Here is a 26,711-nt window from a genome sequence, read left to right as displayed (position 1 = left end):
TGTGGGAGACTGTGTGTTGAAGGGGCGCTTTTGTGGTGAGTGGGCTTTTGTGGCGAGGGGGCTTGCCCCCCGTTGGGCTGCGCAGCAGTCCCTTGTTTGTTGGGGCCGCTGCGCGACCCAACGGGGGGCAAGCCCCCTCGCCACAAAAAGCCCCTTCAGCAACGAAGCCCCTTCACCACAGAAGTTCGCTCCCACAGAGGGGGGGCGATATTCAGGCTGGCATATCCAGGTTCAGATGCAGGTTGTCGATCAACCGTGTCGTGCCCAGGAACGCCGCGACCAGAATTACCAGGTCGCGATCTTGTGCAACCGCCGGGCGCAGGGTCAGTGCGTGGCGAATTTCCAGGTAGTCCGGGCGCAACCCAGCCGCTTCGAGCTGTTTGACTTGCGCATCGATCAGGGCCGGATAGTCGCGCTCGCCTAGCTTGATAGCATCGCTGATGTTGCTCAGTGTGCGATAAACGATTGGCGCCACGGCTCGCTGTTCTTCATTGAGGAAGCCGTTGCGTGACGAAAGTGCCAGGCCATCGGCGGCACGCACAGTCGGCTCGCCGATGATCTGCACCGGCATGTTCAAGTCCTGCACCAGCGCACGGATCACCGCCAGTTGCTGGAAGTCCTTCTCGCCGAAAATCGCCAGGTCTGGTTGAACCATGTTGAATAGCTTGCTGACCACCGTCGCCACGCCTTCGAAGTGCCCCGGACGGCTTGCACCGCACAGGCCTTCGGAAAGTTGCGGGACACTGACGCGGGTCTGGCCGGTCATGCCTTCGGGATAGACTTCTTCAACGCTCGGCGCGAACAACAGATGGCAGCCGGCCTGGAGCAGTTTTTCCTGGTCGGCGGCGAGGGTGCGCGGGTATTTGTCGAGGTCTTCACCCGCGCCGAACTGCAGCGGGTTGACGAAAATGCTCGCCACAACGAAGTCCGCCCGTTGCGAGGCTTTGGTCACCAGCGCCACATGGCCGCTGTGCAGGTTGCCCATGGTCGGCACCAACGCGATGCGCTTGCCTTCACTGCGGGCGCGGGCCACTGCGGCCCGCAATTCGCGTACGGTTTTTACGGTGTTCATGCAGAGAATCCGTGTTCGATTCCAGGGAAGGTCGCCGCTTTGACTTCGGTGACGTAGGCACGCAAGGCCGCATCAATGCTGGTTTGGCCGGTCATGAAGTTCTTCACGAATTTTGGCACCCGACCAGTAATGGACAGGCCCAGCATGTCGTGCAGGACCAAAACCTGGCCGTCGGTGCGGTGGCCAGCGCCGATACCGATCACCGGGATGTTTACCGCCTGGGTGATCTCTTCGGCCAACTCGCTCGGCACGCATTCGAGCAGCAGCATCGCCGCACCCGCCTGCTCCAGGGAAATGGCATCGGCACGCATTTGCCGCGCCTGGTTCTCATTGCGACCCTGAACCTTGTAGCCGCCGAGAATGTTGACCGATTGCGGCGTCAGGCCCATGTGCGCACACACCGGGATACCGCGCTCGGCCAGCAGGCGGATCGAGTCGGCCAGCCACAATGCACCTTCTACCTTGACCATGTGCGCCCCGGCCTGCATCAACAGCGCGCTGTTGTTCATGGCTTGTTCAGTGGTCGCATAGGCCATGAACGGCAGGTCGGCGAGGATCAACGCATCGCTGTTACCGCGCTTGACGGCGGCCACGTGGTAAGCCATGTCCGCGGTGGTGACGGGCAGGGTGCTGTCGTGGCCCTGCAATACCATGCCGAGGGAGTCGCCCACCAGCAGCACTTCGACGCCAGCCTGGTTGCAGGCATGGGCGAAGGTTGCGTCATAGCAGGTCAGCATGGTGATTTTTTCACCTTTTTGCTTCAGACCTTGCAGGGTGGTCAGGGTGATGGCTGGCATGAAAAAGTTCCTCATTCAGGCGCTGTGAAAACTACTGCGAGTAACGCGCGTGATTCTTCGTGTAATACAGGCGCACGTTTTGTTTCGTGCTTTTAAGGCCTGGATTGCGCCCTTAAACGCCATGTAGGCGGCAGCGGGACGCCTATAGTCGTGAGGAGAACGTGGGAAGTCAATTGCGTGTGTTACCGCGTTGTTACGGGTGCGGTGTTACCGCGGGGACTGATGCGATTCAGCACCATCGTGCAGCAATGGCAATGTGGGGGTGAGCTTGGTGGGGGCTTTTGTGGTCAGGTGACTTTTGTGGCGAGGGGGCTTGCCCCCGTTGGACTGCGCAGCAGGCCCATTTTTTTTGGGGCCGCTGCGCGACCCAGCGGGGGCAAGCCCCCTCGCCACAAAAGCCCCTTACCACAGGGATTCGTTCCAGCAGGGGATTCTGGTCAGGTTTGGGGCAATCGTTCCAGACCGACGAACGGGCACGCAGCGAGCAGTTCGTTGAGGCAGCGGCCATCAGCCAGGCGCAGATCCGCAGGCGCCAGTTCGGCCAGTGGATAAAGCACGAATGCTCGTTCCTGCATGTGATAGTGCGGAACCTTGAGGCGCGGTTCGTCGATCACCCGGTCACCGAACAGCAAAATATCGAGGTCCAGGGTGCGTGGCCCCCAGCGCTCCAGCCGCTCGCGGCCCTGGCCGTTCTCGATGGCCTGCAAGGCATCCAGCAACGCCAGAGGAACGAGTGTGCTGTCCAGGGCGGCCACCGCGTTGGTGTAACGCGGTTGGCCGGGAAGCAGCGAGTCACTTTGATAAAAAGCGGAAACCCCGGCCAGCTTCGATTGCGGTAGTTGCGTCAGCGCCTCGATGGCGCTGCGTAACTGTTCGGCAGGCTCAGCCAGATTGCTGCCCATGCCGATGTATATGCGTTCCATGGGTTATTCGCCCGTGGCGCTCGAAGCACCGGCGGCGCGCTTGCGCTTGGAGCCGCTGCTGCGACGACGTTTGCGCGGGGCGCCGGTGCCGTCATCCTTGCCGCTGAGGTCGCGGATCATGTCGCGACGTTCGCTTTCGTTGGCGTCCTGATAGTCCGTCCACCACTCGCCCAGGCCGTCGGTCTGCTCGCCCGCGCTTTCGCGCAGCAGCAGGAAGTCGTAGCCGGCGCGGAAGCGCGGGTTGTCCAGCAGCAGGTCGGCGCGCTTGCCACTGCGTCGCGGCAGGCGTTCCTGCATGTCCCAAATCTCGCGAATGGGCATGGTGAAACGCTTGGGAATCGCAATGCGCTGGCACTGCTCGGCGATCAGTTCGTGGGCTGCTTCCTGCATCGCTGGAATCGGCGGCATGCCACGTTCCTGCAAACGCAGAACGCGTGCCGGCAGGGCGGGCCAGAGCAGCGCTGCGAACAGGAACGCCGGGGTTACCGGTTTGTTCTGCTTGATGCGCAGGTCTGTGTTGCTCAAGGCTTCGCTGATCAGCGTGTGGGTGTAGGTCGGGTTGTATTCCAGAGCTTCGGCGCTGGCCGGGAACAGTGGATCGAACAATTGCAGGTCGACCAGCATCTCAAAGGTGTCAGCGGCATGGCCGGACAGGAACAGCTTGAGCACTTCTTCGAAAAGACGGGCTGACGGAATGTCACGCAGGGTCGGTGCCAGATCGCGGATCGGCAGGGCGCTGTGTTTTTCGATGCCGAAATTGAGCTTGGCGGCGAAGCGCACGGCTCGCAGCATCCGCACCGGGTCTTCCTGGTAACGCTGCTTCGGATCGCCGATCAAACGGATCAGGTGATTGCGGATGTCGTGTACGCCGTTGGCGTAATCGAGGATGCGCTCGCTGACCGGATCGTAATACAAGGCGTTGATGGTGAAGTCGCGACGTTGCGCGTCTTCTTCCAGGGTGCCATAGACGTTATCGCGCAAGATGCGCCCGCTTTCGTTGCGCGAAGACTGGTTGCTGTCTTCATCGTCTTCATTTTGCGGGTGATTGGCGCGGAAAGTCGCGACTTCGATGATTTCGCGGCCAAAGTGGATGTGCACCAGCTTGAAGCGGCGACCGATGATCCGCGCGTTGCGGAATTCGGCCCGTACCTGCTCGGGGGTAGCACTGGTGGCGACGTCGAAATCTTTCGGTGTAATACCTAGCAGCATGTCGCGCACGCAGCCGCCAACCAGGTAAGCCTGATAACCGGCGCCCTGCAGGCGTTCAACGATATTCACCGCGTAACGGCTGAATTGGCCCTTTTGCAGCGAGTGTTGACCGCTGTTGAGCACTTCAGGCGTGCTGCGAATGTGTTGCACAGGACGCTTGGGGGAACGGAATGACTGGAACAGCTTCTTCAGCATGGGATGCACTGTTTGAAGGAATATTCGGCCATAACAGAAGAATGACCGCATGATGGGCGGGGATTCTAGCATTTAGTCGGGGGATGGTGTAGGACGACGCAAATTGACCTTGTAGGAGCGAGCACGCTCGCGAGGGTGGTCAACGATAACGCGGGGTGTCAGGTGGCCAACGGCGTCAGTAGGTTTTTCGCGAGCATGCTCGTTCCTGCAGGTACAGGGTTTGTCATTCGAGCCGCCAAATCGCAGAAACTACAAGGGGAGCCGAAGCTCCCCAAGAAGTAGTTGCATGCTCTATTTTTATTTTTGGTTTCGGGCTTCTTGTTTTTGTTGAGTGCCCACGTCATGAAGCTTCCTTCATGACCCTCCCAATCGGGAGTCAAGAGCAAACGGATTGCTTTGGTCGCTGAGTTGCAGTGATCTTGCGATCCAACCAGTACAGGCTCTGTCTAATGACAGTTTTTTGTTGTTCTCGGCCTGGTCGTGGGGCTAGCCCCAAATACAACGCCTCTCCAAAAGAATCAGTTAGCTGCGCCTCTCGCCGTCTTGTTTTTATTGTGCGTGAGTCGATTCGTCTTATTTTTATTGTCTTGTGCATTGCTTGTTATTGTTCTTGTACCAAACATATAGCAGGGTGCGTGCCAACTTTTGCAAGGCCCAGTAAAACAAGGGTTTAGGCCGCTTGGGAAGGTTCTTGCAGGCGAAAAAAAGCCGGGGCTTCGTTACCGTAAGCCCCGGCTTCTGTTACGTGGAAAACCTCAGGTAACAGTTTTTTCACAAATTCATGTGTTACCCGCACATGAGACAGCTACGGTTCAGCTCTCGCTGGTAACCCCGGTCTTGCGTCGTGGTATGCCAAGGCGCTGGCGGCGTTCCCACAGGCATTTGCGACTGACCCCGAGCTTGCGAGCCAGCTCGGTCTCGGTCATGTGGTCCTGATGCTCGAGAACGAAATGCTGGAAATAGTCTTCCAGGGACAGGTCTTCGGTCGGCTCGTGGTTGGTGTTGCCGGTATTGCCGTTCCCCTGCTGCGGCGGCAGACCGATGAATTCGTCGTCTTCCAGATCTGCAAGCTCGATGTCGATGCCCAGCAGCTCGGCGGAAATCTCCGGGCTCTCACACAGGATGACGGCGCGCTCGACGGCGTTTTCCAGTTCTCGAACGTTACCCGGCCATGAGTAGTGGCGAATGGCTTGTTCCGCATCCGCCGCGAACTTCAGATCGGTGCGGTTGATCCGTGCGCTTTGCCGCGCCAGGAAGGCGTTGGCGATTTCATTGACGTCAGCACCCCGTTCGCGCAGCGCGGGCAGCTTCAACGCAATGACGTGAAGACGGTAATAAAGGTCTTCGCGGAACTGACCGATTTTCGCCAGGCTCTTGAGATCGCGGTGAGTCGCGGCGATCAGGCGCACATCGACTTTCTGCGACTGCACCGAGCCTACCCGACGAATTTCGCCTTCCTGCAATACGCGCAGCAGACGAGCCTGGGCTTCCAGGGGCAGTTCGCCGATTTCGTCGAGGAACAAGGTGCCGCCGTCCGCCGCTTCGACCAGGCCGGCGCGTCCGGCGCTGGCGCCGGTGAATGCGCCTTTTTCATGGCCGAACAGTTCGGACTCGATCAGGCTTTCAGGAATGGCGGCGCAGTTCACCGAAATCATCGGTGCCTTGGCGCGTTTGGACAGGTTGTGCAGGGCGCGCGCCACCAGCTCTTTACCGGTGCCGGATTCGCCCTGGATCAGCACATTGGAATCGGTCGGCGCGACTTTGCGGATCTTGCTGTACAGGTCCTGCATCGGTGGGCAGGAACCGATAATGCCGATTTCACCGTTGCTGTTGTCGGTAGCCGATTTCGCCGCGCCATTGGCGGCCTTGCCGGTTGCCGGCTCGCCACCGGCTTGCACCGATTGCCGGTCGCGCAGGATTCGCGCGGCGGCCTGGAGCATTTCGTCGTGGTCGAAGGGTTTGGCGATGTAGTCCACCGCGCCCATCTTCATCGAGTCTACCGCCGAGCGCAGGCTGGCGTAGCTGGTCATGATCAGCACCGGCGTGCCCTGAGCGAGTTTGATCAGTTCGGTGCCAGGGGCGCCGGGCAGGCGCAGGTCGCTGACGATCAGATCGAATGAGGGAATGGTGAAGCGTTCTTGTGCTTCCTGCACGGAACCGGCTTCGCTGACCTGGTACTGGTTGCGTTCCAGCAGGCGGCGCAAGGCGGAGCGGATAATGGTTTCGTCTTCGACGATCAAAATGTGCGGCATTGATTCGATTCTCTCGACGGTCTCAGTTCACAGCGGACGTCGCTTCGACATGACGCGGCAATGTCACCCGGATACGGGTGCCGCGTTGGCTCTGTACATCAGCCGGGCTGTCGATGGTGATTTGTCCATAATGCTCTTCAACGATGGAATAGACCAGTGCAAGGCCCAGACCGGTGCCTTCGCCAGGGTCCTTGGTGGTGAAGAAAGGTTCGAACAATCTATCCATGATGCTCGACGGAATACCGCTGCCTTCGTCCTCCACGATCAGATCGACCGTGTGTTCGCCGGCTTCGCTCTTGACGCGCACCGCGCTGCCCGGAGGCGAGGCGTCGCGAGCGTTCGAGAGCAGGTTGATCAACACCTGGGCCAACCGCTGCGGGTCGCCTTCAACCCAGTGGTCGGGGTCGCACAGGTTGTAGAACTGCACTTCGAAATTGCGTCGGTTCAGGGCCAGCAGGCCAATGGCGTCCTGGGCCACTTCCGCCAGACAGACGGGCTCGTCACTGTGCTGATGGCTGCCGGCATGGGCAAAGCTCATCAGCGACTGGACGATGCGCGACACGCGTTTGGTCTGCTCGAGGATCTGGCCGCTGATTTCCTTCAACTCGCCGTCTTCCTCGCGCTCTTCGCGCAGGTTCTGCGCCAGGCAGGCGATACCGGTGATCGGGTTGCCGATTTCATGGGCTACACCCGCCGCCAGTCGGCCGATGCTGGCCAGACGCTCGGAGTGCACCAGCTTGTCTTCGAGCATCTGGGTTTCGGTGAGGTCTTCCACCAGCAGCACCAGGCCACTGTTGCCCGGAGCCAGGGGTTCATCGATCGCCGCTTTGTGCAGGTTGAGCCAGCGGGTCTGGCCATCGAGGGCCAGGTGCTGTTTGTGCAAGTGCTCGTCCGGCAGGTTGATAAAACCTTGCAGCAGTTCTTTCCACGGATCGGCAATGGTGCTCAGGCGCGAGCCGACCACACGCTGTGCGGCAATCCCGGTGAGTTCCTCCATGGCCTTGTTCCACATGAGGATTTCCTGGTCCTTGGCCAACGAGCAAACGCCCATCGGCAATTCCTGCAGTGTCTGGCGGTGATAGCGACGCAAGGCGTCGAGTTCAGCGGCCAGGCCGGTCAGGCGAGAGTGATAGTCCTCAAGGCGACTTTCAATAAAGTGGATGTCTTCGGTGACATAGTTTTCACCGCCGGCCTTGTACGGCAAGAAGGTCTCGACCATGTCCTGGGCCACGCTCGGCCCCATCAGGCCGGAGAGGTTGGCTTCGATGCGGTCACGCAGGCGGCGCAAGGCATACGGGCGGCGCTCGTCGAAGGGCAGGTAGAGGTCGCGCAGGGCCTGTTCGACTTCCTTCTGCGCCGCTTTGGCGCCCAATGGTTTTGCCAACTGCGTGGCGAACTCCTGAGGTGAGGCGGCGTGCAGTTCGCGGCGTTGCGGGCGGCGCACGTTGTCCACGGCACAGGCTTCGGCGGCGCTGGCCTCTTCAGTGCTGGCGTTGGTGAAGAGCGAGATCAGGGTGAACATCAGTACGTTGGCAGCCAGCGATGCGATAGCTGCCATGTGCCAACTGGTGTCGTCCAGGACGTAGATCATGTTCAGCAGCGGAATATAGAAACCCTGAAGGTTGCCGACCAGCGGCAGCAGCATGGTCACGATCCACACCAGGATCCCCGCCAGCAACCCGGCGATGAAGCCGCGACGGTTGGCAGTCGGCCAGTACAGTACCGAGAGCACGCCCGGCAGGAACTGCAGTGTGGCGACGAAGGCAACGATGCCGAGGTTGGCCAGATCCTGCTCGGCGCCCAGCAGCAGATAGAAGCCATAGCCGGCCATGATGATTGCGACAATCAGCGCTCGGCGAGTCCACTTCAGCCAGCGGTAGATGTTGCCTTCGGCCGGTGGTTGATACAGCGGCAGCACCAGGTGGTTGAGAGCCATGCCGGACAGGGCCAGGGTGGTGACGATGATGAGGCCGCTGGCGGCGGACAGCCCACCAATGTAGGCCAGCAGCGTCAAGGCCTTGCTGTTGGCGGCAATGCCAATGCCCAAGGTGAAATATTCGGGATTGGTCGTTGCTCCGAGTTTCAGTCCGGCCCAGAGAATCAGCGGCACGGCCAGGCTCATCAGCAACAGAAACAGCGGCAAGCCCCAGCTCGCGCTGACCAGCGAGCGCGGGTTGAGGTTTTCGGTAAAGGTCATGTGATACATGTGCGGCATCACGATCGCCGAGGCGAAGAACACCAGCAGCAGCGTGCGCCATGGGCCTTCCTGCAAGGGGGTATGCAGGGCGGCGAGGGCGGTCTGGTTCTGCAGCAGCCACAGTTCAAGCTGTTGTGGGCCGTCGAATACCCCGTACAAGGCATACAGGCCTACGCCGCCCAGGGCAATCAGCTTGATCACCGATTCGAAGGCAATCGCGAACACCAGGCCTTCATGCTTTTCGCGGGTGGCGATGTGTCGGGAACCGAAGAAAATCGTGAACAGTGTGATCAGTGCGCAGAAACTCAGGGCCACGCGATGCTGCACCGGCTCGCGGGTCAGGATGCCGATGGAGTCGGCGACCGCCTGGATCTGCAAGGCCAGCAGTGGCAACACGCCGACCAGCATGAAAATCGTGGTCAGGGCACCGGCCCAGGTGCTGCGGAAGCGGAAGGCAAACAGATCCGCCAGGGACGACAACTGATAAGTGCGGGTGATCTTCAGGATCGGATAGAGCAGCACCGGCGCCAGCAGAAAGGCTCCGGAGACGCCCAGATAGCTGGATAGAAAGCCGTAGCCGTACTGATAGGCCAATCCGACCGTGCCGTAAAACGCCCATGCGCTGGCGTAGACCCCGAGTGACAGGGTGTAGGTCAGCGGGTGGCGAATGATCGCCCGGGGGATCATGCCCCGTTCGCTGATCCAGGCCACGCCGAACAGCACCGCCAGGTACGCGGCGCTGATCAGGATCATCTGGGTCAGGCTAAAGCTCATCGGCATCTTTTTGGCTCTGCAGGATGAAGGTCACGACGATCAGAATCAGCCAGAGCAGATAGGGGCGATACCAGGCGCCTGTGGCGTCGATCCACCAATCCATGATGGCTGGGGAAAACAGGTAGATCCCCACTACCAAAAGCAGGACCAAGCGATAGATGTACATCCCGGCCTCTCTTTTTTATGCGCGTGCCCGAAAACGAGCGGCGATGGTAACGGATGGGCGCACGACTGCAAGTGTGATCACAGCAGCTGTGCCTCCGGCAGGCTCAGTGTGCGCGGGATCAGCAGCGCATCCCAGTGGGCAATCCCCCAACTCAGCACTTCCCGTGGCGTGGCGTAAGCCAGTTCGGTTCCCGGATGTTGCCCCAGTGCGCGCAGCGCTCGCAGCAACAAAGGTGTTGCCTGATCTTCGTTTAGCGGTGGAGAACGGTAGGATTTTCCGAGTTTGTTGCCGTCCGGCTGGGTAATCAGCGGGATATGCAGGTAGCGCGGCGGCGGCAGGCCGAGCAACTCCTGGAGATAAAGCTGACGGGGCGTGGAATCCAGTAAGTCGGCACCCCGTACGATGTCGGTGATGCCTTGCCAGGCATCGTCCAGTACCACTGCCAATTGATAGGCATATAGCCCGTCGCGCCGGCGAATCACGAAATCGCCGACTTCCCGACCCAAATGCTGGCGGTATTCGCCTTGTACCCGATCGATGAAGTGATATTCGAGTTCGGGCACCCGTACGCGAATAGCCGCATCGTCGGGACCGTGACCGGCATTGCGGCACAGTCCTGGATAAATGCCGTGATACGGCTCCAGTTGTTTGCGCGAGCAGGTGCAGGCGTAGGCCAGGCCGTGGTTGAACAGGCGATTGAGGACTTCGGCGTAGGCATCATGACGTTCGCTTTGCCGAACCAGCTCGCCATCCCATTCGAACCCATAGCTTTCCAGCGCCTTGAGGATCGCAGCCTGGGCGCCAGGCTCTTCACGGGGTGGATCGAGGTCCTCCATGCGCATCAGCCAGCGGCCACCCACTGCGCGCGCATCCAGGTACGAGGCGAGCGCTGCGACCAGCGAGCCGAAATGCAGATGGCCACTGGGCGTGGGGGCGAAACGCCCGATGTAGGGAGAGGCGATGGCAGTCATGAGGGCGATGTTACTTGTATGGGGTGGCACGAACCACCTGTGGAGCGGGCTGCCCGCGAAGAGGGTGTGTCAGCAACATGTATGTCGACTGATACTCCTCATTCGCGAGCAAGCCCGCTCCCACAGGTTTCTTGCCGAAGCAAATGTCAGAAACAAAAACGGAGCGTCAAAACGCTCCGTTCCTGGTTCAAGCCGCTATTACTTGCCGACTTGTTTTTCCTTGATTTCCGCAAGGGTCTTGCAGTCGACGCACATGTCGGCGGTAGGGCGGGCTTCCAGACGCTTGACGCCGATCTCGACGCCGCAGGATTCGCACCAGCCATACTCTTCGTCTTCGATCAGTTGCAGCGTTTTGTCGATCTTCTTGATCAACTTGCGCTCACGATCGCGGGCTCTCAGTTCGAGGGCGAACTCTTCTTCCTGGCTGGCACGGTCTGCCGGATCCGGGAAGTTGGCCGCTTCGTCCTTCATGTGGTCAACGGTACGGTCGACTTCCTGCATCAAGTCCTGCTTCCACTTGTTCAGGACCTTGGTGAAGTGCGCGCGCATGGGCTTGCCCATGTATTCCTCGCCCGCTACTTCTTTGTAGGGTTCGAAGCCGCTGATTGTCGGCTGATGCTGCTGCTTTGCTTGGGTGGGCATGAAATGGACCGCCTCTACTCTTGTAATCCATCTGCGCAGGACTGCTCTACCGACACCTGCCGGCCCTGCGGCTGCAAGCGGGCGAACTTACCAGATCAAATCGGACCGCGCCACTCCCTGATGTCAAGCGCGTGGCCCAAGGTGCTTGCAAATGATGACAAAGCGTTGTCTGGTGGCTCTGGAGCCCTGCTCAATAATTGATTTTAGTCAAACCTGGGGCGCCCGTCAGAGTCGTTTGCGCCCGCGGTTATAAGGGCTCTGACCGCTTTAAGTTCTCGCTCGTTCCTGTGCTTGGGTAGAATCGTTCTTTTTCCCGTTGAAGGAAGGCCAATGGCTCAGTCCTACAGTGCCCGCAGTCGCGCAATCGAACCTTTCCACGTCATGGCTCTGCTGGCGCGGGCCAACGAATTGCAGGCGGCCGGCCACGATGTGATCCACCTGGAAATCGGCGAGCCGGATTTCACCACTGCCGAGCCGATCATTCAGGCGGGGCAGGCGGCTTTGACGGCGGGGAAAACTCGTTACACCGCAGCCCGCGGCATTCCCGAGCTGCGAGAGGCCATTTCCGGTTTCTATCAGCAGCGCTACGGGTTGAATATCGATCCACGACGCATCCTGATCACGCCTGGCGGATCAGGCGCCCTCCTGTTGGCCAGCGCCTTGCTGGTGGATCCGGGCAAGCACTGGCTGCTGGCGGACCCGGGCTACCCTTGTAACCGGCATTTCCTGCGCCTGGTGGAAGGTGCGGCGCAGCTAGTTCCTGTGGGGCCGGAGGTGCGCTACCAACTGACACCTGGTTTGGTCGAGCGGCATTGGGATCACGACAGCGTCGGTGCATTGGTCGCGTCGCCTGCCAACCCGACCGGCACCATCCTGACCCGCGACGAGTTGGCGGGGCTGTCTACTGCAATCAAGCAGCGACACGGCCATCTTGTGGTGGATGAGATTTATCACGGCCTGACTTACGGCACCGATGCAGCCAGCGTGCTGGAAGTCGATGACAGCGCTTTCGTGCTTAATAGTTTTTCGAAATATTTCGGCATGACGGGTTGGCGTCTCGGCTGGCTGGTTGCACCCGATGCTGCCGTCGGTGAGCTGGAGAAGCTCGCGCAGAATCTGTACATCAGTGCGCCAAGCATGGCCCAGTACGCGGCCCTGGCCTGTTTCGAGCCCGGGACTATCAGCATTCTCGAAGAGCGTCGCGCCGAGTTCGGAAGGCGTCGGGATTTTCTGCTGCCAGCCTTGCGTGAACTGGGTTTTCGCATTGCCGTCGAGCCTGAAGGGGCGTTCTACTTGTACGCTGATATCAACAAGTTCGGCGGTGATGCCTTCGCATTCTGTAAACATTTCCTCGAAACAGAGCACGTGGCGTTCACTCCGGGGCTGGATTTCGGCCGCTATCAGGCCGGCCATCATGTGCGTTTCGCCTACACGCAGAACCTTGAGCGTCTGCAGGAAGCGGTGGAGCGTATCGCTCGCGGTTTGCGGAGCTGGCAAGGCTAATGCGTTTTCATCCTGCACTCGAAGAAGGCCGACTAATTCGTCGTTACAAGCGTTTTCTCGCCGATATCGAGACTGTTAGCGGCGAGTTGCTGACCATTCACTGTCCAAACACCGGCTCGATGCTCAATTGCCAGGTCGAGGGCGGTCAGGTCTGGTTCAGTCGCTCCAACGATCCTAAACGCAAGTTGCCGGGCACTTGGGAGATCGGTGAAACCCCTCAAGGGCGGCTGTTTTGTGTGAACACCACGCGCGCCAACGGCTTGATCGAAGAAGCTCTGCGGGCCGGTGTCATCACCGAACTCAATGGTTTTACCGGGCTCAAGCGTGAAGTGGCATACGGTCAGGAAAGCAGCCGCATCGATTTTCGACTCGACTATCCTGGTGGCCCGGCCTATGTCGAAGTCAAAAGCGTCACCCTGGGTTTTGATGGCACGGCGGTGGCGGCCTTTCCTGATGCGGTGACTCAGCGCGGGGCCAAGCATCTGCGCGAGTTGGCACACCTGGCCCGAGACGGTATTCGTGCAGTTCAGCTGTATTGCGTATGCCTGACCGGAGTCGATGCCGTGCGCCCTGCGCAAGAAATCGATGCGGCCTACGCGCAGGCGTTGCGTGAGGCAGTGGCTTGCGGAGTCGAAGTGTTGGCTTACGGTGTGCGCTTGAGCCACGAAGAAATGGTGGTAGAACGGCGTCTTGACGTGTTGCTGGGTGGCTAGAGGCTGACCCAGATCCCCTGTTCGTCTTCGCGGCAGGGGACGCTGGCCAGGGATTGCCCGGCACAGGGGCCGGCGATACATTCGCCGTCCTCGATCAGGAACAGGGCGCCATGGGTGGCGCACTGGATCAGGCTCTGGCTGTCGTCGAGAAACCGGTCCGGATGCCATTCCAGCGCAACGCCACGGTGGGGGCAGCGGTTGACGTAGACATAAACCTGTCCTTCCCGGCGCACTGCAAACAGTTTCTGTCCTTCGACTTCGAAACCGCGACTGCTGTCGTCAGCCAGCTCGACACCTGCACAAAGCAACTTCATGTCTATCCTCTGTCCCGCCAGCCTGTCCGGTAGTGGCGGTGGAAAACCTGAGATTATCAAATGGCCTTTATCCTGGGGCAATCCACATTTTCCACAGGCAAAAAAAGACCCGGCAAGAGCCGGGTCAAATAACCGTGATTAGCCTGATGATGAGATAATCTGAGAGTCCGAACCAAGGGCAATTCAGAAAATCGACCAGTCTCGCGACCAGTTGTGATAATCATATCGATTCTCATTACCATGTCAACCGCTGTTTTTCTGTTTCTTCCATTTGGTCGTTTTCGACGCCTCGAATGTCGTAATCATTGCCTTGGAGTTGGCTCAATTCTTGTGGCGTGACGAAATGGCCTCGAGCTGCTTGTTCAGGGCTTCCTTGCGTTCGGCAGGAATATCGTTCCAGTGTACGTCCATGAGGGCGCCTTCAATTGCATACAGCAACACCTTTGACGCGCGAAAACCGCGCGTGCGCACGGCCCGGTAAGCGTCCACCGCTCCCAGGCGACGCAAGTCCGAGGCGCTATGGATGCCCACGGCATGCAGCCATTGCGCCGACGTCTTGCCAAGATTCTTCAGGTGTTGCAGTTCATCATTCATCGAGCCTCCTTGCGATGGCCGAATAGTGCGCGAGGGCAGTATTGAGGAGTGTAGCCATCAGTAGGAAAAGCGTTATCGTTTGGTCGTTTTCGACGCAAACGCTTCTAAGGAGGGAATTTTGGAGAGAGCTCGATGAGGCGCGAACGTGGCCGGAACCAGCGCCTGGAAACGGCGTTCGTGAGAGAAGAAAACTCATGGTCCGGCGCGCAGAAAAGGCGCCGGACTGTCCAGTTTGCGGACTGTTTCAGCGTGTGCGGTAACGCAGTCGTGTGCCGAAATTCATCGACATCAGGATCTCGTCGGCACTCAGTTCCGGCGGAAAGTAGGTTCCGGAAATTTGCGCATGGGCCAGGCTGGCACCTTCCAGTCTGGCTTTGCGAAAGTCGATGCCACGCAAGTCGGCAGAGCGGAAGTAGGCGTCCGAAAAGTCTACGCCATCGGCATTCAATTCCCGCAGATCCAGCCCACGGAAGTCCCCTCCCACCATATCGATAGACTCATTGAGCGGGCGCTCGCTATTGAAGCCGCTGATGTCGTCTTTGTGCAGCAGCGCATAAAGCGGGGTGTCGAGAAGTTTGGGCTGGCTCATGTCGCATCACCTGATGGTTTTATGACGCCAGTATAGTGCCACTATTTGGCGGCCGTGAAGCCAGCGAGGGCTTCACGACCGAAATAGTTTTACAAGCCTGGAAGGCGTTGACGGATTTGCGCGACAACGGTATCCAGAGTCCCGCTTTCATTGGTCTGAACGCGTTTGCTGCAGAGGATTTCTGCTGGCGTCAGTGCTTCGCGGCTGGCTTGTTGGGCAGCGATAACCGCCAGGGTGGCATCCGAAGGGTCTTTTTTATCGGACTGGCGCAAGGCCAGCCAGCTTTCGATGACTGCCTGCGGTGCGTTGCAGTCGAGGATCAGGAACGGCGCGCCTGTGGCTTCGGCAACTTTTGCCGCGAGCACGCGTTGATCCTGCTTGAGGTAGGTAGCGTCGATCACCACCGGGAAACCTGCCCGCAGAATGACATCGGCAATTTCATGCAGGCGGGTATAGGTGGCGACACTGGCGTCGGCACTATAGATGCCGGCCTGCAGATCGTTGGCTACGGTTTGTTCGCCAAACATGCGTTTACGCTCGACATCGGAGCGCAGGCGAATGGCGCCCAAGGCTTCCACCAGGCGCATGGCCACGTGGCTTTTGCCGACGGCGGAAACACCGTGGGTAATGGCCATGAAGCGCGAAGGTATGGTGCTGTAGCTTTCCGCCAGGTTGGCGTAGTTGCGGTACTGACGCAGGGTGGTTGCGCGCTGCACGGCGGTGGCGTCCGCCGGCATGCTGAACAGCGCGACCTTGGCGCGGACCAGTGCGCGGTAAGCCTTGTAGAAATTCAGCAGTTCGAGGCCCTGGTAGTCGCCGGTCAGCTCCAGGTACTGGCTGATGAAGCGCCGTGCCAGGCATTTCAGGCCGCGGTCTTCCAGGTCCATTGCCAGGAAGCCGGTGTCGGCATAGACGTCGGTAAAGCGGAACGGTTCGTTGAATTCGATGCAGTCGAAGATCACAACCTTGCCGTCGATCACGGTCGCGTTGCCGAGGTGGATGTCGCCGTGGCACTCGCGGATGAAACCATCGGCCTTACGCTGGGCGAACAGTGGCTTGAGGCGTTCGAAGCTGCTCTCGGCCCAGGCCTGCAGGGCATCGAGTTGCAGCAGATCGGCCTTGTCACTGAGGAACGGGCGAATCTGTTCGAAGTTCTGGCGCACCGGTGCCATCACGCTGTCCGGGGTGCCGGCCTCGTGCTCGGCCGGAACTTTCGGGGCGCTGAGGTGGAAGCGGGCGATCTGCTCGGCCATCTCGTCGATGTGCGCAGGGGTCAATTCGCCATTGGCTTGCAGGGTGCTGAGCAATCCGGTCTGCGGGAACTGGCGCATTTTCAGCACATATTCGATAACCGGGCCGTCACCGCCCAGTTGCGGCGCTTCGGCACTGCCGGTGACCGGCATAACTTCCAGATACAAATCGTCGGTCAGGCGCTGGTTCAGGCGCAGCTCTTCACCGCAGAATTTTTCCCGAGCCTGGAGGCTGGTGAAGTCGAGGAAGCCGAAGTTGACCGGCTTCTTCACTTTATAGGCAAAAGGGCCGGTGAGCAGGACCCAGGAAATATGGGTCTCGATGACCTGGAACCCATCTACAGGGTGCGGGTAGAGGGCAGGGTTTTGCAGGGCAGCGATCAGGGACTGGCTCACGGGCGATCCTTCAGAGTCTGGGAAATTCGAGGTCGCCATTATGGCCGCAAGTCCGCTCGACGCAAACCTCGGAGCGCTCCTGTTGACTAGCCATAAAGTGCGTATAATCCGCCGCCATGACTCGTACTCGAACTCCCCGCACCCCCAAAAAACCACCCTCCAGAGGCCTGAGCCCCTGGTTAGGCTGGGCCATTAAACTCAGTCTGGTCGGCCTTGTCGTGCTGGCCGGATTCGCCGTGTACCTCGACGCGATCGTCCAGGAGAAATTCTCCGGCAAGCGCTGGACCATTCCGGCCAAGGTGTATGCGCGCCCGCTGGAACTGTTCGTCGGGCAGAAACTGAGCAAGGACGATTTCCTGACCGAGCTGGATGCCTTGGGCTATCGCCGTGAAAGTGTGGCCAACGGCCCGGGCGCCGCTGCAGTCAATGGCAATACCGTCGACCTTAATACCCGCGGCTTCCAGTTCTATGAAGGCATGGAGCAAGCGCAGCCGGTGCGGGTGCGGTTCTCCGGTGACTACGTCGCCGAACTGTCGGCGACCAACGGCTCGAAACTGTCGGTTGTGCGCCTGGAGCCGCTGCTGATCGGCGGTCTGTATCCGAAAAACCTCGAAGACCGGATTCTGATCAAGATCGATCAGGTGCCACCGTATTTGCTCGAAACCCTGGTGGCTGTCGAGGATCGGGATTTCTATCATCATTTTGGTGTTTCGCCGAAGTCGATTGCACGGGCGATCTGGGTCAATGGCTCGTCGGGCCGTATGCGCCAGGGCGGCAGTACCCTGACTCAGCAGCTGGTGAAAAACTTCTACCTGACCAATGAGCGCAGCCTGAGCCGAAAGCTCACCGAAGCCATGATGGCGCTGCTGCTTGAGTTGCATTACGACAAACGCGAAATCCTTGAGGCGTACCTCAATGAAGTGTTCGTCGGTCAGGACGGTCAGCGTGCGGTGCACGGTTTCGGCCTGGCCAGCCAGTTCTTCTTCAGTCAGCCGTTGGCTGAACTCAAGCTGCATCAAGTGGCTCTGCTGGTGGGGATGGTCAAGGGGCCATCTTCCTATAACCCGCGGCGCTATCCGGAGCGTGCCCTCGAGCGGCGCAACCTGGTGCTCGATGTGTTGCAGGAGCAGGGCGTGGCTACGGCTGAGCAAGTCGAGGCGGCGAAGAAGATGCCGCTGGGCGTGACCAAGCGCGGCAGTCTTGCCGACAGCTCATTCCCGGGCTTCCTCGATCTGGTCAAGCGTCAGCTGCGCGAAGACTATCGCGACGAAGACTTGACCGAAGAAGGCCTGCGCATCTTCACCAGCTTCGACCCGATCCTGCAGATGAAGGCCGAAGCTTCGGTCAACGACACCTTTAAACGCCTGGCGGGGCGCAAGGGCTCTGAAGACGTCGAAGCGGCGATGGTCGTGACCAATCCGGAAACCGGTGAAGTTCAGGCCATGATCGGCAGTCGTCAGGCCAGCTTTGCCGGGTTCAACCGCGCGCTGGACGCGGTACGCCCCATCGGCTCGCTGATCAAGCCGGCGGTATACCTGACCGCACTCGAGAAGCCCAGCCAGTACACCTTGACCAGTTGGTTGTCGGACGAATCCTTCTCGGTCAAAGGGGCGGACGGTCAGGTCTGGAAACCGCAGAACTACGATCGCCGCTCTCACGGCACAGTCTTCCTTTATCAAGGGCTGGCGCATTCCTACAATCTGTCGACCGCGCGTCTGGGTCTGGCGGTGGGCGTTCCGAATGTTCTCAAGACCCTGGCGCGTCTGGGTGTGAGCCGTGAGTTCCCGGCATTCCCGTCGATGTTGCTCGGCGCCGGTGGCATGACCCCGATCGAAGTCGCGACCATGTACCAGACGCTTGCCAACGGTGGCTTCAACACACCGATGCGCGGGATTCGCAGCGTACTGACGGCAGAAGGCGAGCCGCTCAAGCGTTATCCGTTCCAGATTCAGCAGCGTTTTGATCCAGCGTCCATCTACCTGATCCAGAGCGCCATGCAGCGTGTCATGCGTGAGGGTACCGGCAGCTCGGTTTACAACGTGTTACCGAAAACCTTGACCCTGGCGGGCAAGACCGGCACCAGTAATGATTCGCGGGACAGCTGGTTTGCGGGCTTCAGCCAGGATTTGCTGGCGGTGGTCTGGCTGGGTCGTGATGACAACGGCAAGACGCCATTCACCGGTGCGACCGGTGCGTTGCAGGTCTGGGCCAGTTTCATGCGCAAGGCCGATCCGCTGCCGCTGGACATGCCGCAACCGGATAACATCGTCCAGGCTTGGGTCGATTCGCGTACCGGGCAGGGTTCTGACGCCGGCTGCCCAGGTGCTGTGCAGATGCCGTATATTCGCGGCAGCGAACCGCCTCCCGGTGCCGCTTGCGCTGGCGAAGGCCCGGCATCCGGCGAATCGGTGATGGATTGGGTCAAAGGCTGGATGAATTAAGCAAAGAGGGTTTTAAGTGAACAAGTGGTTGATTCCAGCGGTTGCCGCCGTAGCTTTGCTCAGCGGTTGCTCCACCGTACAACGTGGCTCGATTCCGGTTGTGGACGCCGGCACTGCCGTTTCCAACAGCGAGCGGATTTCGGCGAACGGCGGCTTCCGGCAAACGACGGTCAAGCGGCCTGCGCAAGCTCAGGTTCAAGAAATTCCGCAGGGTGATAGCGGAGTCGTCGTAATGGTTCCGGGAGCGGGCGCCATGACCTCGACCCCGATCAGCACGACCCCGATTACCCCGGGGCCGGTCAGTTCCGGCCCGATCACGCCAGGGCCGATTGATACGACTTCGGGGCAGTCGGCACCGATCAACCAGGGCAGTTACAGCATGCCGTCGACGCCAAGCGGGATTCCGTCGGCCAGTTCCGGCGGCCTGTCTGCGGACGAGCAACTGGATGGCCCGGTGTTGGCGCTGTTGACCACGGCGCAGCAGCAACAGGCGAGCGGTGACCTCAACGGTGCCTCCTCCAGCCTCGAGCGCGCCCAGCGTGTTGCACCTCGCGAGCCACAGGTTCTGTACAAGCTTGCGCAGGTGCGGATGGCCCAGGGCGATGCGGCGCAGGCAGAGCAGTTTGCCCAGCGCGGCCTGACCCTGGCCAACGGTCGGCCGGCACTCCAGGCCAGCCTGTGGGATCTGATCGCCCAGGCACGGGAAAAACAGGGTGACTCTGCGGGCGCTGCACAGGCTCGGCAGAAAGCCAAGGTTTCACTGTGATGGATGCGCGCTTTCCCCGGATAGCCGACCAACTGCTGTTGATCGAGCGTGAACTGCGGGTGCAAGGCTGGTGGGATGAAGTCCCACCATCGGCCGAAGCGCTATCGAGTGTCGAGCCGTTCTCGGTCGACACCCTGGAGTTCGAGCAGTGGCTGCAATGGATCTTCCTGCCGCGCATGAAGGCGATCCTCGAACAGGACTTGCCGCTGCCCAACGCTTCGGGCATTCAGGAAATGGCGGAAATGGTCTTTGCTTCGCGCAATGTGCAGGGCAGGGATCGCCAACTTCAGGTGTTGCTCAAAGAGTTCGATCAATTGATCAGCGCCGCCCGCTGAAACCGTAAAAGTCAGATAGTCCCTAGGGTTGTGGGCTGGCGGTCAGGTAGCGACCGCCAAGTCTGTGATGCAGAAGTGTGTTCGCGTGCCAATTTTCTGCCAAAACTTGCGCAATTGAAGCTAAGACCGCTGGGCTTTACGGGTTTTTTCTTGCGTTCTCATATGTTTAGCAGAATAAAGCACATAGACGACTTGACTTGCAGGGGACGAAACAGAAGAATCCAAAGTCCGCTGTAGAGGGACTGCCAGAAGCAGGCCCACTCGGCAGATCATGAGGCGCACACCCGCGCCGACCTGTTACACCCGCAACGCGTTACCTCGCGCTGGGTGGGAAAGGCCCGCAACACTTGGGACGATCCCAATACTTGCTCAGTCAGTGCTGACGTAGTCGGCGACCACCGTCGCTCATGCTCTGCTGGGAAGTAAACCTATTAAGACCCGTTCCATTTTTCGTGGGCGGTATTCTGGCGTTTTAGAGGTGAGCAACGTGGAGCTTTTATCTGGCGGTGAGATGCTCGTCCGCTTTTTGCGCGACGAAGGCGTCAAATATATCTACGGGTACCCGGGTGGTGCTCTTCTTCATGTTTACGATGCCCTGTTCAAAGAACCGGAAGTGACCCACATCCTGGTTCGTCACGAGCAAGCGGCTACCCATATGGCTGACGGCTATGCCCGTGCCACCGGTAAAGCCGGCGTGGTATTGGTGACATCCGGTCCAGGCGCCACAAACGCCATTACCGGTATCGCCACTGCCTATATGGACTCGATTCCAATGGTGGTCATCTCCGGTCAGGTGCCAAGCACCATGGTCGGCACCGATGCATTCCAGGAAACCGACATGATCGGTATTTCCCGGCCGATCGTGAAGCACAGCTTCATGATCAAGCACGCGTCGGAAATCCCTGAAGTCATGAAGAAGGCTTTCTACCTGGCGCAATCCGGTCGTCCGGGCCCGGTCGTTGTCGATATCCCGAAAGACATGACCAACCCGGCCGAGAAGTTCGAATACATCTTCCCGAAAAAAGCCAAGCTGCGCTCCTACAGCCCGGCTGTACGCGGTCACTCCGGCCAGATCCGCAAGGCGGCAGAAATGCTCCTGGCGGCCAAGCGTCCTGTGTTGTACGCGGGCGGCGGCGTGATCCTCGGCGGTGGTTCCGCACCACTGACCGAACTGGCGAAAATGCTTAACCTGCCAGTGACCAATACCCTGATGGGGCTGGGTGCCTACCCTGGCACCGACCGTCAGTTCATCGGCATGCTCGGCATGCACGGCAGCTACACCGCCAACCTGGCGATGCACCATGCCGATGTGATCCTTGCAGTCGGCGCGCGCTTCGACGATCGCGTGATCAACGGTCCGGCCAAGTTCTGTCCGAACGCCAAGATCATCCACATCGACATCGACCCGGCTTCGATCTCCAAGACCATCAAGGCCGATGTGCCTATCGTTGGTCCGGTTGAGAGCGTCCTGACCGAGATGGTCGCGATCCTCAAGGAAATCGGCGAGACCCCGAACAAGGAGTCCGTTGCCAGCTGGTGGAAGCAGGTCGACGAGTGGCGCGGTGATCGTGGCCTGTTCCCTTATGACAAGGGCGACGGCAGCAAGATCAAGCCACAAACGGTCATCGAAACCCTGTGCGAAGTGACCAAGGGCGACGCCTTTGTAACTTCCGATGTGGGCCAGCACCAGATGTTCGCGGCGCAGTACTACCGTTTCAACAAACCGAACCGCTGGATCAACTCCGGGGGGCTGGGCACCATGGGCTTCGGTTTGCCGGCGGCCATGGGTATTGCGTTGAGCTTTCCGGAGGCCGACGTCGCCTGTGTTACGGGCGAAGGCAGCATCCAGATGAACATCCAGGAGCTGTCGACCTGTCTGCAATACGGTTTGCCGGTAAAAATCGTCATCCTCAACAACGGTGTGCTGGGTATGGTTCGCCAGTGGCAGGATATGAGCTACGGCAGCCGTCACTCGCATTCCTACATGGAATCGTTGCCTGACTTCGTCAAGCTGGCAGAGGCCTACGGCCACGTCGGCGTACGCATCACCGAGTCCAAGGACTTGAAGTCGAAGATGGAAGAGGCGTTCGCCATGAAGGATCGCCTGGTCGTGATCGATATTTCGGTCGACACCAGCGAGCACGTCTATCCGATGCAGATCAAAGACGGCTCCATGCGCGATATGTGGCTGAGCAAGACGGAGCGTACCTAATCATGCGGCACATTATTTCCTTGCTTCTGGAAAACGAACCCGGTGCTCTGTCCCGTGTGGTTGGTCTGTTCTCGCAGCGCAACTACAACATCGAAAGCCTGACCGTGGCCCCTACCGAAGACCCGACCCTGTCGCGTCTGACGCTGACCACTGTCGGCCACGATGAAGTGATCGAGCAGATCACCAAGAACCTGAACAAACTGATCGAAGTGGTAAAACTGGTCGACCTGTCGGAGAGTGCTCACATCGAGCGCGAGCTGATGCTGGTCAAGGTCAAGGCCACCGGCGCCCAGCGCGCCGAGATCAAGCGCACCACCGATATTTATCGTGGACAGATCGTCGATGTCAGCGCCAGCGTGTATACCGTTCAACTGACCGGTACCAGCGACAAGCTCGACAGCTTCCTTCAGTCCATCGGCACTGCCTCGATACTGGAAACCGTCCGTAGTGGCGTGACCGGGATTGCTCGCGGCGACAAAGTACTCAGCATCTAAACCAAATTAGCGAATGGCCTGAACGGCCTGATATAGGGGAAATTCATGAAAGTTTTCTACGATAAAGACTGCGACCTGTCGATCATCCAGGGCAAGAAAGTTGCCATCATCGGCTACGGTTCCCAAGGTCACGCTCAAGCGTGCAACCTGAAAGACTCCGGCGTTGACGTGACTGTTGGCCTGCGTAAAGGCTCGGCCACCGTTGCCAAGGCTGAAGCCCATGGCCTGAAAGTGACTGACGTTGCTTCCGCTGTAGCGGCTGCCGACCTGGTCATGATCCTGACCCCGGACGAGTTCCAGTCTTCCCTGTACAAGAACGAAATCGAGCCAAACATCAAGAAGGGCGCTACCCTGGCCTTCTCCCACGGTTTCGCGATTCACTACAACCAGGTTGTGCCGCGCGCTGACCTCGACGTGATCATGATCGCGCCGAAAGCTCCAGGCCACACCGTACGTTCCGAATTCGTGAAGGGCGGCGGTATCCCTGACCTGATCGCTATCTACCAGGACGCCTCGGGCAACGCCAAAAACGTTGCACTGTCCTACGCCGCCGGCGTTGGCGGTGGTCGTACCGGTATCATCGAAACCACCTTCAAGGACGAGACCGAAACCGACCTGTTCGGCGAGCAAGCCGTTCTGTGCGGCGGTACCGTTGAACTGGTCAAAGCCGGTTTCGAAACCCTGGTTGAAGCTGGCTACGCGCCAGAAATGGCCTACTTCGAATGCCTGCACGAACTGAAGTTGATCGTTGACCTCATGTACGAAGGCGGTATCGCCAACATGAACTACTCGATCTCCAACAACGCCGAATACGGCGAGTACGTGACCGGCCCGGAAGTGATCAACGCCGAATCCCGTCAGGCCATGCGCAACGCCCTGAAACGTATTCAGGACGGCGAGTACGCCAAGATGTTCATCAGCGAAGGCGCCACCGGCTATCCTTCGATGACCGCCAAGCGTCGTAACAACGCCGCTCACGGTATCGAAGTCATCGGCGAGCAACTGCGCTCCATGATGCCGTGGATCGGTGCCAACAAGATCGTCGACAAAGCCAAAAACTAAGTCACGCCCTTGTACGAAGAACGCGGCTAAGGCCGCGTTTTTTCGTTTGCGGGGCGCTTCTGGTATAAAGCTGCATCGTTTGCGGTCGAACCGTCGTCCCCAGACACCAGTCCAAACTTTCCACCCCGTTGCAAGGTAATGTCCATGAGCGAACGTCCCGAAGAGCCAAACCAGGCTTCTGACGCCGAAAGCCTCCTGCCCGTCGATGAGCATATCGAGGAAGGGCACGACGCTGAAGGTCGTAAAGTCCGGCATCGTGGTATCTATCTTCTGCCGAATCTGTTCACCACTGCGAACCTGTTCGCAGGGTTTTACTCCATCATCAACTCGATGAGTGCACAGGCAGCCCTGAGCGCCGGTGACTCGGTCAATGCGAGCAAGTATTTTGCATTCGCCGCCATCGCTATTTTCGTGGCAATGGTGCTCGACGGCCTCGATGGTCGCGTTGCACGCATGACCAATACCCAGAGTGCCTTCGGTGCCGAGTACGACTCGCTGTCGGACATGGTTGCCTTTGGTGTGGCGCCGGCATTGCTGGCGTTCGGTTGGGCACTGGGCGACATGGGCAAGGTCGGCTGGATGGTCGCCTTCATTTATGTGGCTGGCGCGGCATTGCGTCTGGCGCGCTTCAACACTCAGGTCGGTACCGCGGACAAGCGCTACTTCATCGGCCTTGCCAGCCCGGCAGCTGCCGGTGTGGTGGCGGGCATTGTCTGGGCGTTCAGTGATTACGGCATCCAGGGCTCTAAAATGTCCTTCCTGGTGGCGCTGATGGTAGCTGCGGCCGGCATGCTGATGGTCAGCAACATCAAGTACAACAGCTTCAAGGAGCTGGATCTGAAAGGTCGCGTGCCGTTCGTGGCCATACTTGCCGTGGTGCTGGTATTCGCGGTGGTGTTCAGCGATCCGCCACGCATCCTGTTGCTGGTGTTTCTCGCCTACGCTGCCTCAGGTCCGGTTCAATACCTGTTACGTCTGCGCCGGCACAAAAACCTGTAATTTCCCTCATACTCCGCAGTCTATTGGTGCATCTGTTCTCCAAAACTGCGGAGTAGCCATGCTGATCAAAGTCCCCAAAGCGTCCGACTGCCATGAGTCGGACGTCACGCCTGAATCCTTCTATCTTTCTCGCCGCCATCTATTAGGTGCAGCCGTTGCCGGTCTGGCAGCAAGCGGTTTGCCGCGCTGGGCCGGTGCAGATGAAGCAGTCCGTTATGCAGACGTCGAACCTGGTAACGCGCCTTCCTGGTTCACCGAAAAACTTCCAGCAACCAGGTGGGGGGCGGTCAACGTCAAGGACGAGGCGATCACGCCATTCAAAGATGCTACCCACTACAACAACTTCTATGAGTTCGGCGCCGACAAAGGTGACCCGGCGGCGAACGCCGGAGCGCTGAAGACGCAGCCATGGACAGTGGTAGTGGATGGGGAGGTTGGCAAGCCTGGGCGCTATGCACTTGAAGACTTCATGAAACCCTATCAGTTGGAGGAGCGGATTTATCGTCTGCGCTGCGTGGAGGCCTGGTCGATGGTTATTCCATGGATAGGTTTCCCCATCTCGGCGTTGCTCAAGGAAGTCGAGCCAACCTCAAAAGCCCGGTTCATTCGTTTCGAAACCCTGCAGGACCCCAAGAGCATGCCGGGGCAGCGGTCCGGGTTTGCCCTGATCGACTGGCCTTACGTAGAAGGGCTGCGCCTGGATGAGGCGATGAATCCGCTGGCGATTCTGGCGGTGGGGATGTACGGGCGGGAGTTGCCTAATCAGAACGGTGCGCCGCTGCGTTTGGTGGTGCCATGGAAGTACGGCTTCAAGAGTATCAAGTCTATTGTGCGAATCAGCCTGGTCAGCGAACAGCCGAAAACCACCTGGCAGAGTATCGCCGCGGATGAATACGGTTTTTATGCGAATGTGAACCCTGCGGTTGACCACCCCCGCTGGACCCAGGCCCGTGAACGACGCCTGCCCAGTGGCCTGTTCAAGCCGAATGTGCGAGACACGCAGATGTTCAATGGCTATGCCGATGAGGTCGCTTCTCTATATACAGGGCTCGATCTGCGGAAGAACTACTGATGCGATATCCGCTCTGGCGTATGGGGGTATTCGTTGCTGCACTGGTCTGGCCGTTGCTTTGGTTGTATCAGGCTTGGGACGATGTGCTTGGGCCTGATCCGGGCAAGGTATTGGTTGACCGGTTGGGGTTGGGGACGCTTGTCCTTCTTCTCATTACATTGAGCATGACACCCCTGCAGAAGCTCACCGGTTGGGTAGGGTGGATCGCTGTCCGCCGGCAGCTGGGGTTATGGTGTTTTGCCTATGTGGTCATGCACTTGAGCGCCTATATGGCGTTTATCCTCGGTTTTGACTGGTCGCAGTTGGGTGTCGAATTGCGCAAGCGCCCTTACATTATTGTCGGAGTCCTGGGGTTTCTCTGTTTGTTGGCGTTGGCGGTGACGTCCAATCGATACAGTCAGCGCCGCTTGGGGTCTCGCTGGAAGAAGCTGCATCGCCTGGTTTATGTGGTTCTGGGCCTGGGTTTACTGCATATGCTCTGGATTGTGCGGGCTGATCTGAAGGAATGGGCGATTTATGCAGTTATAGGCGCGTTGCTGATCGCATTGCGAATACCGCCTGTGACCAGGCGAATTCCACGCCTGATGAGCAAAAAGGGCACTTCTGCCAAAAAAGCGTAATTAGTGGTTGACGGCAGATTCTGGAAGCCTATAATTCGCCCCACTTCCGGCGCAGTCGAAACGGAAAACTCCTTGGTAAACAATGAGTTACGCAGTTTTCGACAGCAAGTTGCTTCAGTTCATCGAAGCCGAAAGGGAGTTGAAAAAGAGGTG

24 protein-coding genes are annotated in these 26,711 nt (G+C 59.1%); 11 read left to right on the top strand and 13 right to left on the bottom strand.

What is annotated here, in order from left to right:
* Nucleotides 1-211: 211 nt before the first annotated feature.
* The 9 genes from panC to dksA all read right to left on the bottom strand — a co-directional run bounded on the left by panC (nucleotide 212) and on the right by dksA (nucleotide 11,198).
* The gene (panC, locus tag KW839_RS24370) at nucleotides 212-1,072 is read right to left on the bottom strand and encodes a pantoate--beta-alanine ligase (protein WP_218425712.1); all 861 of its coding nucleotides are present in this window, start codon (nucleotides 1,070-1,072) and stop codon (nucleotides 212-214) included.
* Nucleotides 1,069-1,869 (bottom strand): 3-methyl-2-oxobutanoate hydroxymethyltransferase, encoded by an 801-nt coding sequence (gene panB, locus KW839_RS24365; protein WP_060543373.1) that lies wholly within the window; start codon nucleotides 1,867-1,869, stop codon nucleotides 1,069-1,071. The genes panC and panB overlap by 4 nt, the downstream gene beginning before the upstream one ends.
* Before the next feature lie 437 nt (nucleotides 1,870-2,306).
* Nucleotides 2,307-2,792 (bottom strand): 2-amino-4-hydroxy-6-hydroxymethyldihydropteridine diphosphokinase, encoded by a 486-nt coding sequence (folK, locus tag KW839_RS24360; protein ID WP_060543374.1) that lies wholly within the window; start codon nucleotides 2,790-2,792, stop codon nucleotides 2,307-2,309.
* Nucleotides 2,793-2,795: 3 nt separating this feature from the next.
* Nucleotides 2,796-4,196, bottom strand: coding sequence for a polynucleotide adenylyltransferase PcnB (locus tag KW839_RS24355; RefSeq protein ID WP_060543375.1), 1,401 nt, complete (start codon nucleotides 4,194-4,196; stop codon nucleotides 2,796-2,798).
* An 812-nt stretch (nucleotides 4,197-5,008) separates the two neighbouring features.
* Nucleotides 5,009-6,448, bottom strand: a complete 1,440-nt coding sequence (locus KW839_RS24350) for a sigma-54 dependent transcriptional regulator (protein WP_060543376.1) — start codon at nucleotides 6,446-6,448, stop codon at nucleotides 5,009-5,011.
* A 22-nt stretch (nucleotides 6,449-6,470) separates the two neighbouring features.
* The gene (locus KW839_RS24345) at nucleotides 6,471-9,425 is read right to left on the bottom strand and encodes a sensor histidine kinase (protein WP_218425711.1); all 2,955 of its coding nucleotides are present in this window, start codon (nucleotides 9,423-9,425) and stop codon (nucleotides 6,471-6,473) included.
* Entirely contained in the window at nucleotides 9,409-9,585 is a 177-nt protein-coding gene (locus tag KW839_RS24340; protein ID WP_003176118.1) for a hypothetical protein, read from the bottom strand. Before KW839_RS24340 ends, KW839_RS24345 begins: the two co-directional genes overlap by 17 nt.
* A 77-nt stretch (nucleotides 9,586-9,662) precedes the next feature.
* A complete protein-coding gene (gene gluQRS / locus KW839_RS24335) occupies nucleotides 9,663-10,547 on the bottom strand; it encodes a tRNA glutamyl-Q(34) synthetase GluQRS (RefSeq protein WP_177336995.1) in 885 nt (294 codons plus the stop codon).
* 207 nt (nucleotides 10,548-10,754) lie between these two features.
* Entirely contained in the window at nucleotides 10,755-11,198 is a 444-nt protein-coding gene (dksA, locus tag KW839_RS24330; protein WP_060543379.1) for an RNA polymerase-binding protein DksA, read from the bottom strand.
* A 330-nt stretch (nucleotides 11,199-11,528) separates the two neighbouring features.
* On the opposite strand from dksA, the gene KW839_RS24325 reads away from it, so the two are divergent.
* Both KW839_RS24325 and sfsA read left to right on the top strand, forming a co-directional pair.
* Nucleotides 11,529-12,701: a pyridoxal phosphate-dependent aminotransferase gene (locus tag KW839_RS24325; protein WP_218425710.1), complete on the top strand. Its 1,173-nt coding sequence runs from the start codon at nucleotides 11,529-11,531 to the stop codon at nucleotides 12,699-12,701.
* A complete protein-coding gene (sfsA, locus tag KW839_RS24320) occupies nucleotides 12,701-13,414 on the top strand; it encodes a DNA/RNA nuclease SfsA (protein WP_060543381.1) in 714 nt (237 codons plus the stop codon). The genes KW839_RS24325 and sfsA overlap by 1 nt, the downstream gene beginning before the upstream one ends.
* On the opposite strand, the gene KW839_RS24315 is transcribed toward sfsA, so the two are convergent.
* The 4 genes from KW839_RS24315 to KW839_RS24300 all read right to left on the bottom strand — a co-directional run bounded on the left by KW839_RS24315 (nucleotide 13,411) and on the right by KW839_RS24300 (nucleotide 16,557).
* On the bottom strand, nucleotides 13,411-13,728 hold the full coding sequence (locus KW839_RS24315) for a Rieske (2Fe-2S) protein (protein ID WP_218425709.1): 318 nt from the start codon (nucleotides 13,726-13,728) through the stop codon (nucleotides 13,411-13,413). The two genes, sfsA and KW839_RS24315, sit on opposite strands and share 4 nt — an antisense overlap.
* 321 nt (nucleotides 13,729-14,049) lie before the next feature.
* The gene (locus KW839_RS24310; RefSeq protein ID WP_007971093.1) at nucleotides 14,050-14,322 is read right to left on the bottom strand and encodes a TfoX/Sxy family protein; all 273 of its coding nucleotides are present in this window, start codon (nucleotides 14,320-14,322) and stop codon (nucleotides 14,050-14,052) included.
* A 244-nt stretch (nucleotides 14,323-14,566) separates the two neighbouring features.
* Nucleotides 14,567-14,911, bottom strand: coding sequence for a pentapeptide repeat-containing protein (locus KW839_RS24305; RefSeq protein WP_060543383.1), 345 nt, complete (start codon nucleotides 14,909-14,911; stop codon nucleotides 14,567-14,569).
* Nucleotides 14,912-15,000: 89 nt separating this feature from the next.
* Nucleotides 15,001-16,557, bottom strand: a complete 1,557-nt coding sequence (locus KW839_RS24300) for a bifunctional aminoglycoside phosphotransferase/ATP-binding protein (protein WP_060543384.1) — start codon at nucleotides 16,555-16,557, stop codon at nucleotides 15,001-15,003.
* Between the two features lie 116 nt (nucleotides 16,558-16,673).
* On the opposite strand from KW839_RS24300, the gene mrcB reads away from it, so the two are divergent.
* From mrcB to msrQ, 9 genes are all read left to right on the top strand, one after another.
* On the top strand, nucleotides 16,674-18,998 hold the full coding sequence (gene mrcB / locus KW839_RS24295) for a penicillin-binding protein 1B (protein WP_060543385.1): 2,325 nt from the start codon (nucleotides 16,674-16,676) through the stop codon (nucleotides 18,996-18,998).
* Between the two features lie 16 nt (nucleotides 18,999-19,014).
* Nucleotides 19,015-19,764 carry a tetratricopeptide repeat protein gene (locus tag KW839_RS24290; RefSeq protein ID WP_060543386.1) on the top strand — a complete coding sequence of 250 codons (750 nt, stop codon included), beginning with the start codon at nucleotides 19,015-19,017 and terminating at the stop codon, nucleotides 19,762-19,764.
* A complete protein-coding gene (locus KW839_RS24285; protein WP_060543387.1) occupies nucleotides 19,764-20,099 on the top strand; it encodes a YqcC family protein in 336 nt (111 codons plus the stop codon). The genes KW839_RS24290 and KW839_RS24285 overlap by 1 nt, the downstream gene beginning before the upstream one ends.
* Nucleotides 20,100-20,586: 487 nt before the next feature.
* A complete protein-coding gene (locus KW839_RS24280; protein ID WP_060543405.1) occupies nucleotides 20,587-22,311 on the top strand; it encodes an acetolactate synthase 3 large subunit in 1,725 nt (574 codons plus the stop codon).
* Between the two features lie 2 nt (nucleotides 22,312-22,313).
* Nucleotides 22,314-22,805, top strand: a complete 492-nt coding sequence (ilvN, locus tag KW839_RS24275; RefSeq protein WP_060543388.1) for an acetolactate synthase small subunit — start codon at nucleotides 22,314-22,316, stop codon at nucleotides 22,803-22,805.
* A 45-nt stretch (nucleotides 22,806-22,850) separates the two neighbouring features.
* A complete protein-coding gene (gene ilvC / locus KW839_RS24270) occupies nucleotides 22,851-23,867 on the top strand; it encodes a ketol-acid reductoisomerase (protein ID WP_007909969.1) in 1,017 nt (338 codons plus the stop codon).
* A 144-nt stretch (nucleotides 23,868-24,011) separates the two neighbouring features.
* A complete protein-coding gene (gene pssA / locus KW839_RS24265) occupies nucleotides 24,012-24,866 on the top strand; it encodes a CDP-diacylglycerol--serine O-phosphatidyltransferase (RefSeq protein WP_060543389.1) in 855 nt (284 codons plus the stop codon).
* A 58-nt stretch (nucleotides 24,867-24,924) separates the two neighbouring features.
* Nucleotides 24,925-25,938, top strand: a complete 1,014-nt coding sequence (msrP, locus tag KW839_RS24260; protein WP_218425708.1) for a protein-methionine-sulfoxide reductase catalytic subunit MsrP — start codon at nucleotides 24,925-24,927, stop codon at nucleotides 25,936-25,938.
* Nucleotides 25,938-26,558 carry a protein-methionine-sulfoxide reductase heme-binding subunit MsrQ gene (gene msrQ, locus KW839_RS24255; RefSeq protein ID WP_218425707.1) on the top strand — a complete coding sequence of 207 codons (621 nt, stop codon included), beginning with the start codon at nucleotides 25,938-25,940 and terminating at the stop codon, nucleotides 26,556-26,558. The genes msrP and msrQ overlap by 1 nt, the downstream gene beginning before the upstream one ends.
* The last annotated feature ends 153 nt before the right edge of the window (nucleotides 26,559-26,711 follow it).

Origin of the sequence: Pseudomonas sp. PDM31, assembly GCF_019218965.1 — a bacterium.
GTDB lineage: Bacteria > Pseudomonadota > Gammaproteobacteria > Pseudomonadales > Pseudomonadaceae > Aquipseudomonas.
The sequence above is the reverse complement of the archived record's forward strand: the minus strand, read 5'-3'. Positions and strand labels throughout refer to the sequence as shown.

Bases quoted from the DNA above. Each gene is read 5' to 3' on its own strand.
- mrcB (WP_060543385.1), top strand. From the start codon at position 16,674: ATGACTCGTACTCGAACTCCCCGCACCCCCAAAAAACCACCCTCCAGA.
- KW839_RS24315 (WP_218425709.1), bottom strand. From the start codon at position 13,728: ATGAAGTTGCTTTGTGCAGGTGTCGAGCTGGCTGACGACAGCAGTCGC.
- sfsA (WP_060543381.1), top strand. From the start codon at position 12,701: ATGCGTTTTCATCCTGCACTCGAAGAAGGCCGACTAATTCGTCGTTAC.
- msrP (WP_218425708.1), top strand. From the start codon at position 24,925: ATGCTGATCAAAGTCCCCAAAGCGTCCGACTGCCATGAGTCGGACGTC.
- KW839_RS24285 (WP_060543387.1), top strand. From the start codon at position 19,764: ATGGATGCGCGCTTTCCCCGGATAGCCGACCAACTGCTGTTGATCGAG.
- msrQ (WP_218425707.1), top strand. From the start codon at position 25,938: ATGCGATATCCGCTCTGGCGTATGGGGGTATTCGTTGCTGCACTGGTC.
- KW839_RS24305 (WP_060543383.1), bottom strand. From the start codon at position 14,911: ATGAGCCAGCCCAAACTTCTCGACACCCCGCTTTATGCGCTGCTGCAC.
- KW839_RS24310 (WP_007971093.1), bottom strand. From the start codon at position 14,322: ATGAATGATGAACTGCAACACCTGAAGAATCTTGGCAAGACGTCGGCG.
- dksA (WP_060543379.1), bottom strand. From the start codon at position 11,198: ATGCCCACCCAAGCAAAGCAGCAGCATCAGCCGACAATCAGCGGCTTC.
- KW839_RS24340 (WP_003176118.1), bottom strand. From the start codon at position 9,585: ATGTACATCTATCGCTTGGTCCTGCTTTTGGTAGTGGGGATCTACCTG.
- panB (WP_060543373.1), bottom strand. From the start codon at position 1,869: ATGCCAGCCATCACCCTGACCACCCTGCAAGGTCTGAAGCAAAAAGGT.
- KW839_RS24325 (WP_218425710.1), top strand. From the start codon at position 11,529: ATGGCTCAGTCCTACAGTGCCCGCAGTCGCGCAATCGAACCTTTCCAC.
- ilvC (WP_007909969.1), top strand. From the start codon at position 22,851: ATGAAAGTTTTCTACGATAAAGACTGCGACCTGTCGATCATCCAGGGC.
- panC (WP_218425712.1), bottom strand. From the start codon at position 1,072: ATGAACACCGTAAAAACCGTACGCGAATTGCGGGCCGCAGTGGCCCGC.
- pssA (WP_060543389.1), top strand. From the start codon at position 24,012: ATGAGCGAACGTCCCGAAGAGCCAAACCAGGCTTCTGACGCCGAAAGC.
- KW839_RS24355 (WP_060543375.1), bottom strand. From the start codon at position 4,196: ATGCTGAAGAAGCTGTTCCAGTCATTCCGTTCCCCCAAGCGTCCTGTG.
- ilvN (WP_060543388.1), top strand. From the start codon at position 22,314: ATGCGGCACATTATTTCCTTGCTTCTGGAAAACGAACCCGGTGCTCTG.
- KW839_RS24350 (WP_060543376.1), bottom strand. From the start codon at position 6,448: ATGCCGCACATTTTGATCGTCGAAGACGAAACCATTATCCGCTCCGCC.
- folK (WP_060543374.1), bottom strand. From the start codon at position 2,792: ATGGAACGCATATACATCGGCATGGGCAGCAATCTGGCTGAGCCTGCC.
- KW839_RS24345 (WP_218425711.1), bottom strand. From the start codon at position 9,425: ATGCCGATGAGCTTTAGCCTGACCCAGATGATCCTGATCAGCGCCGCG.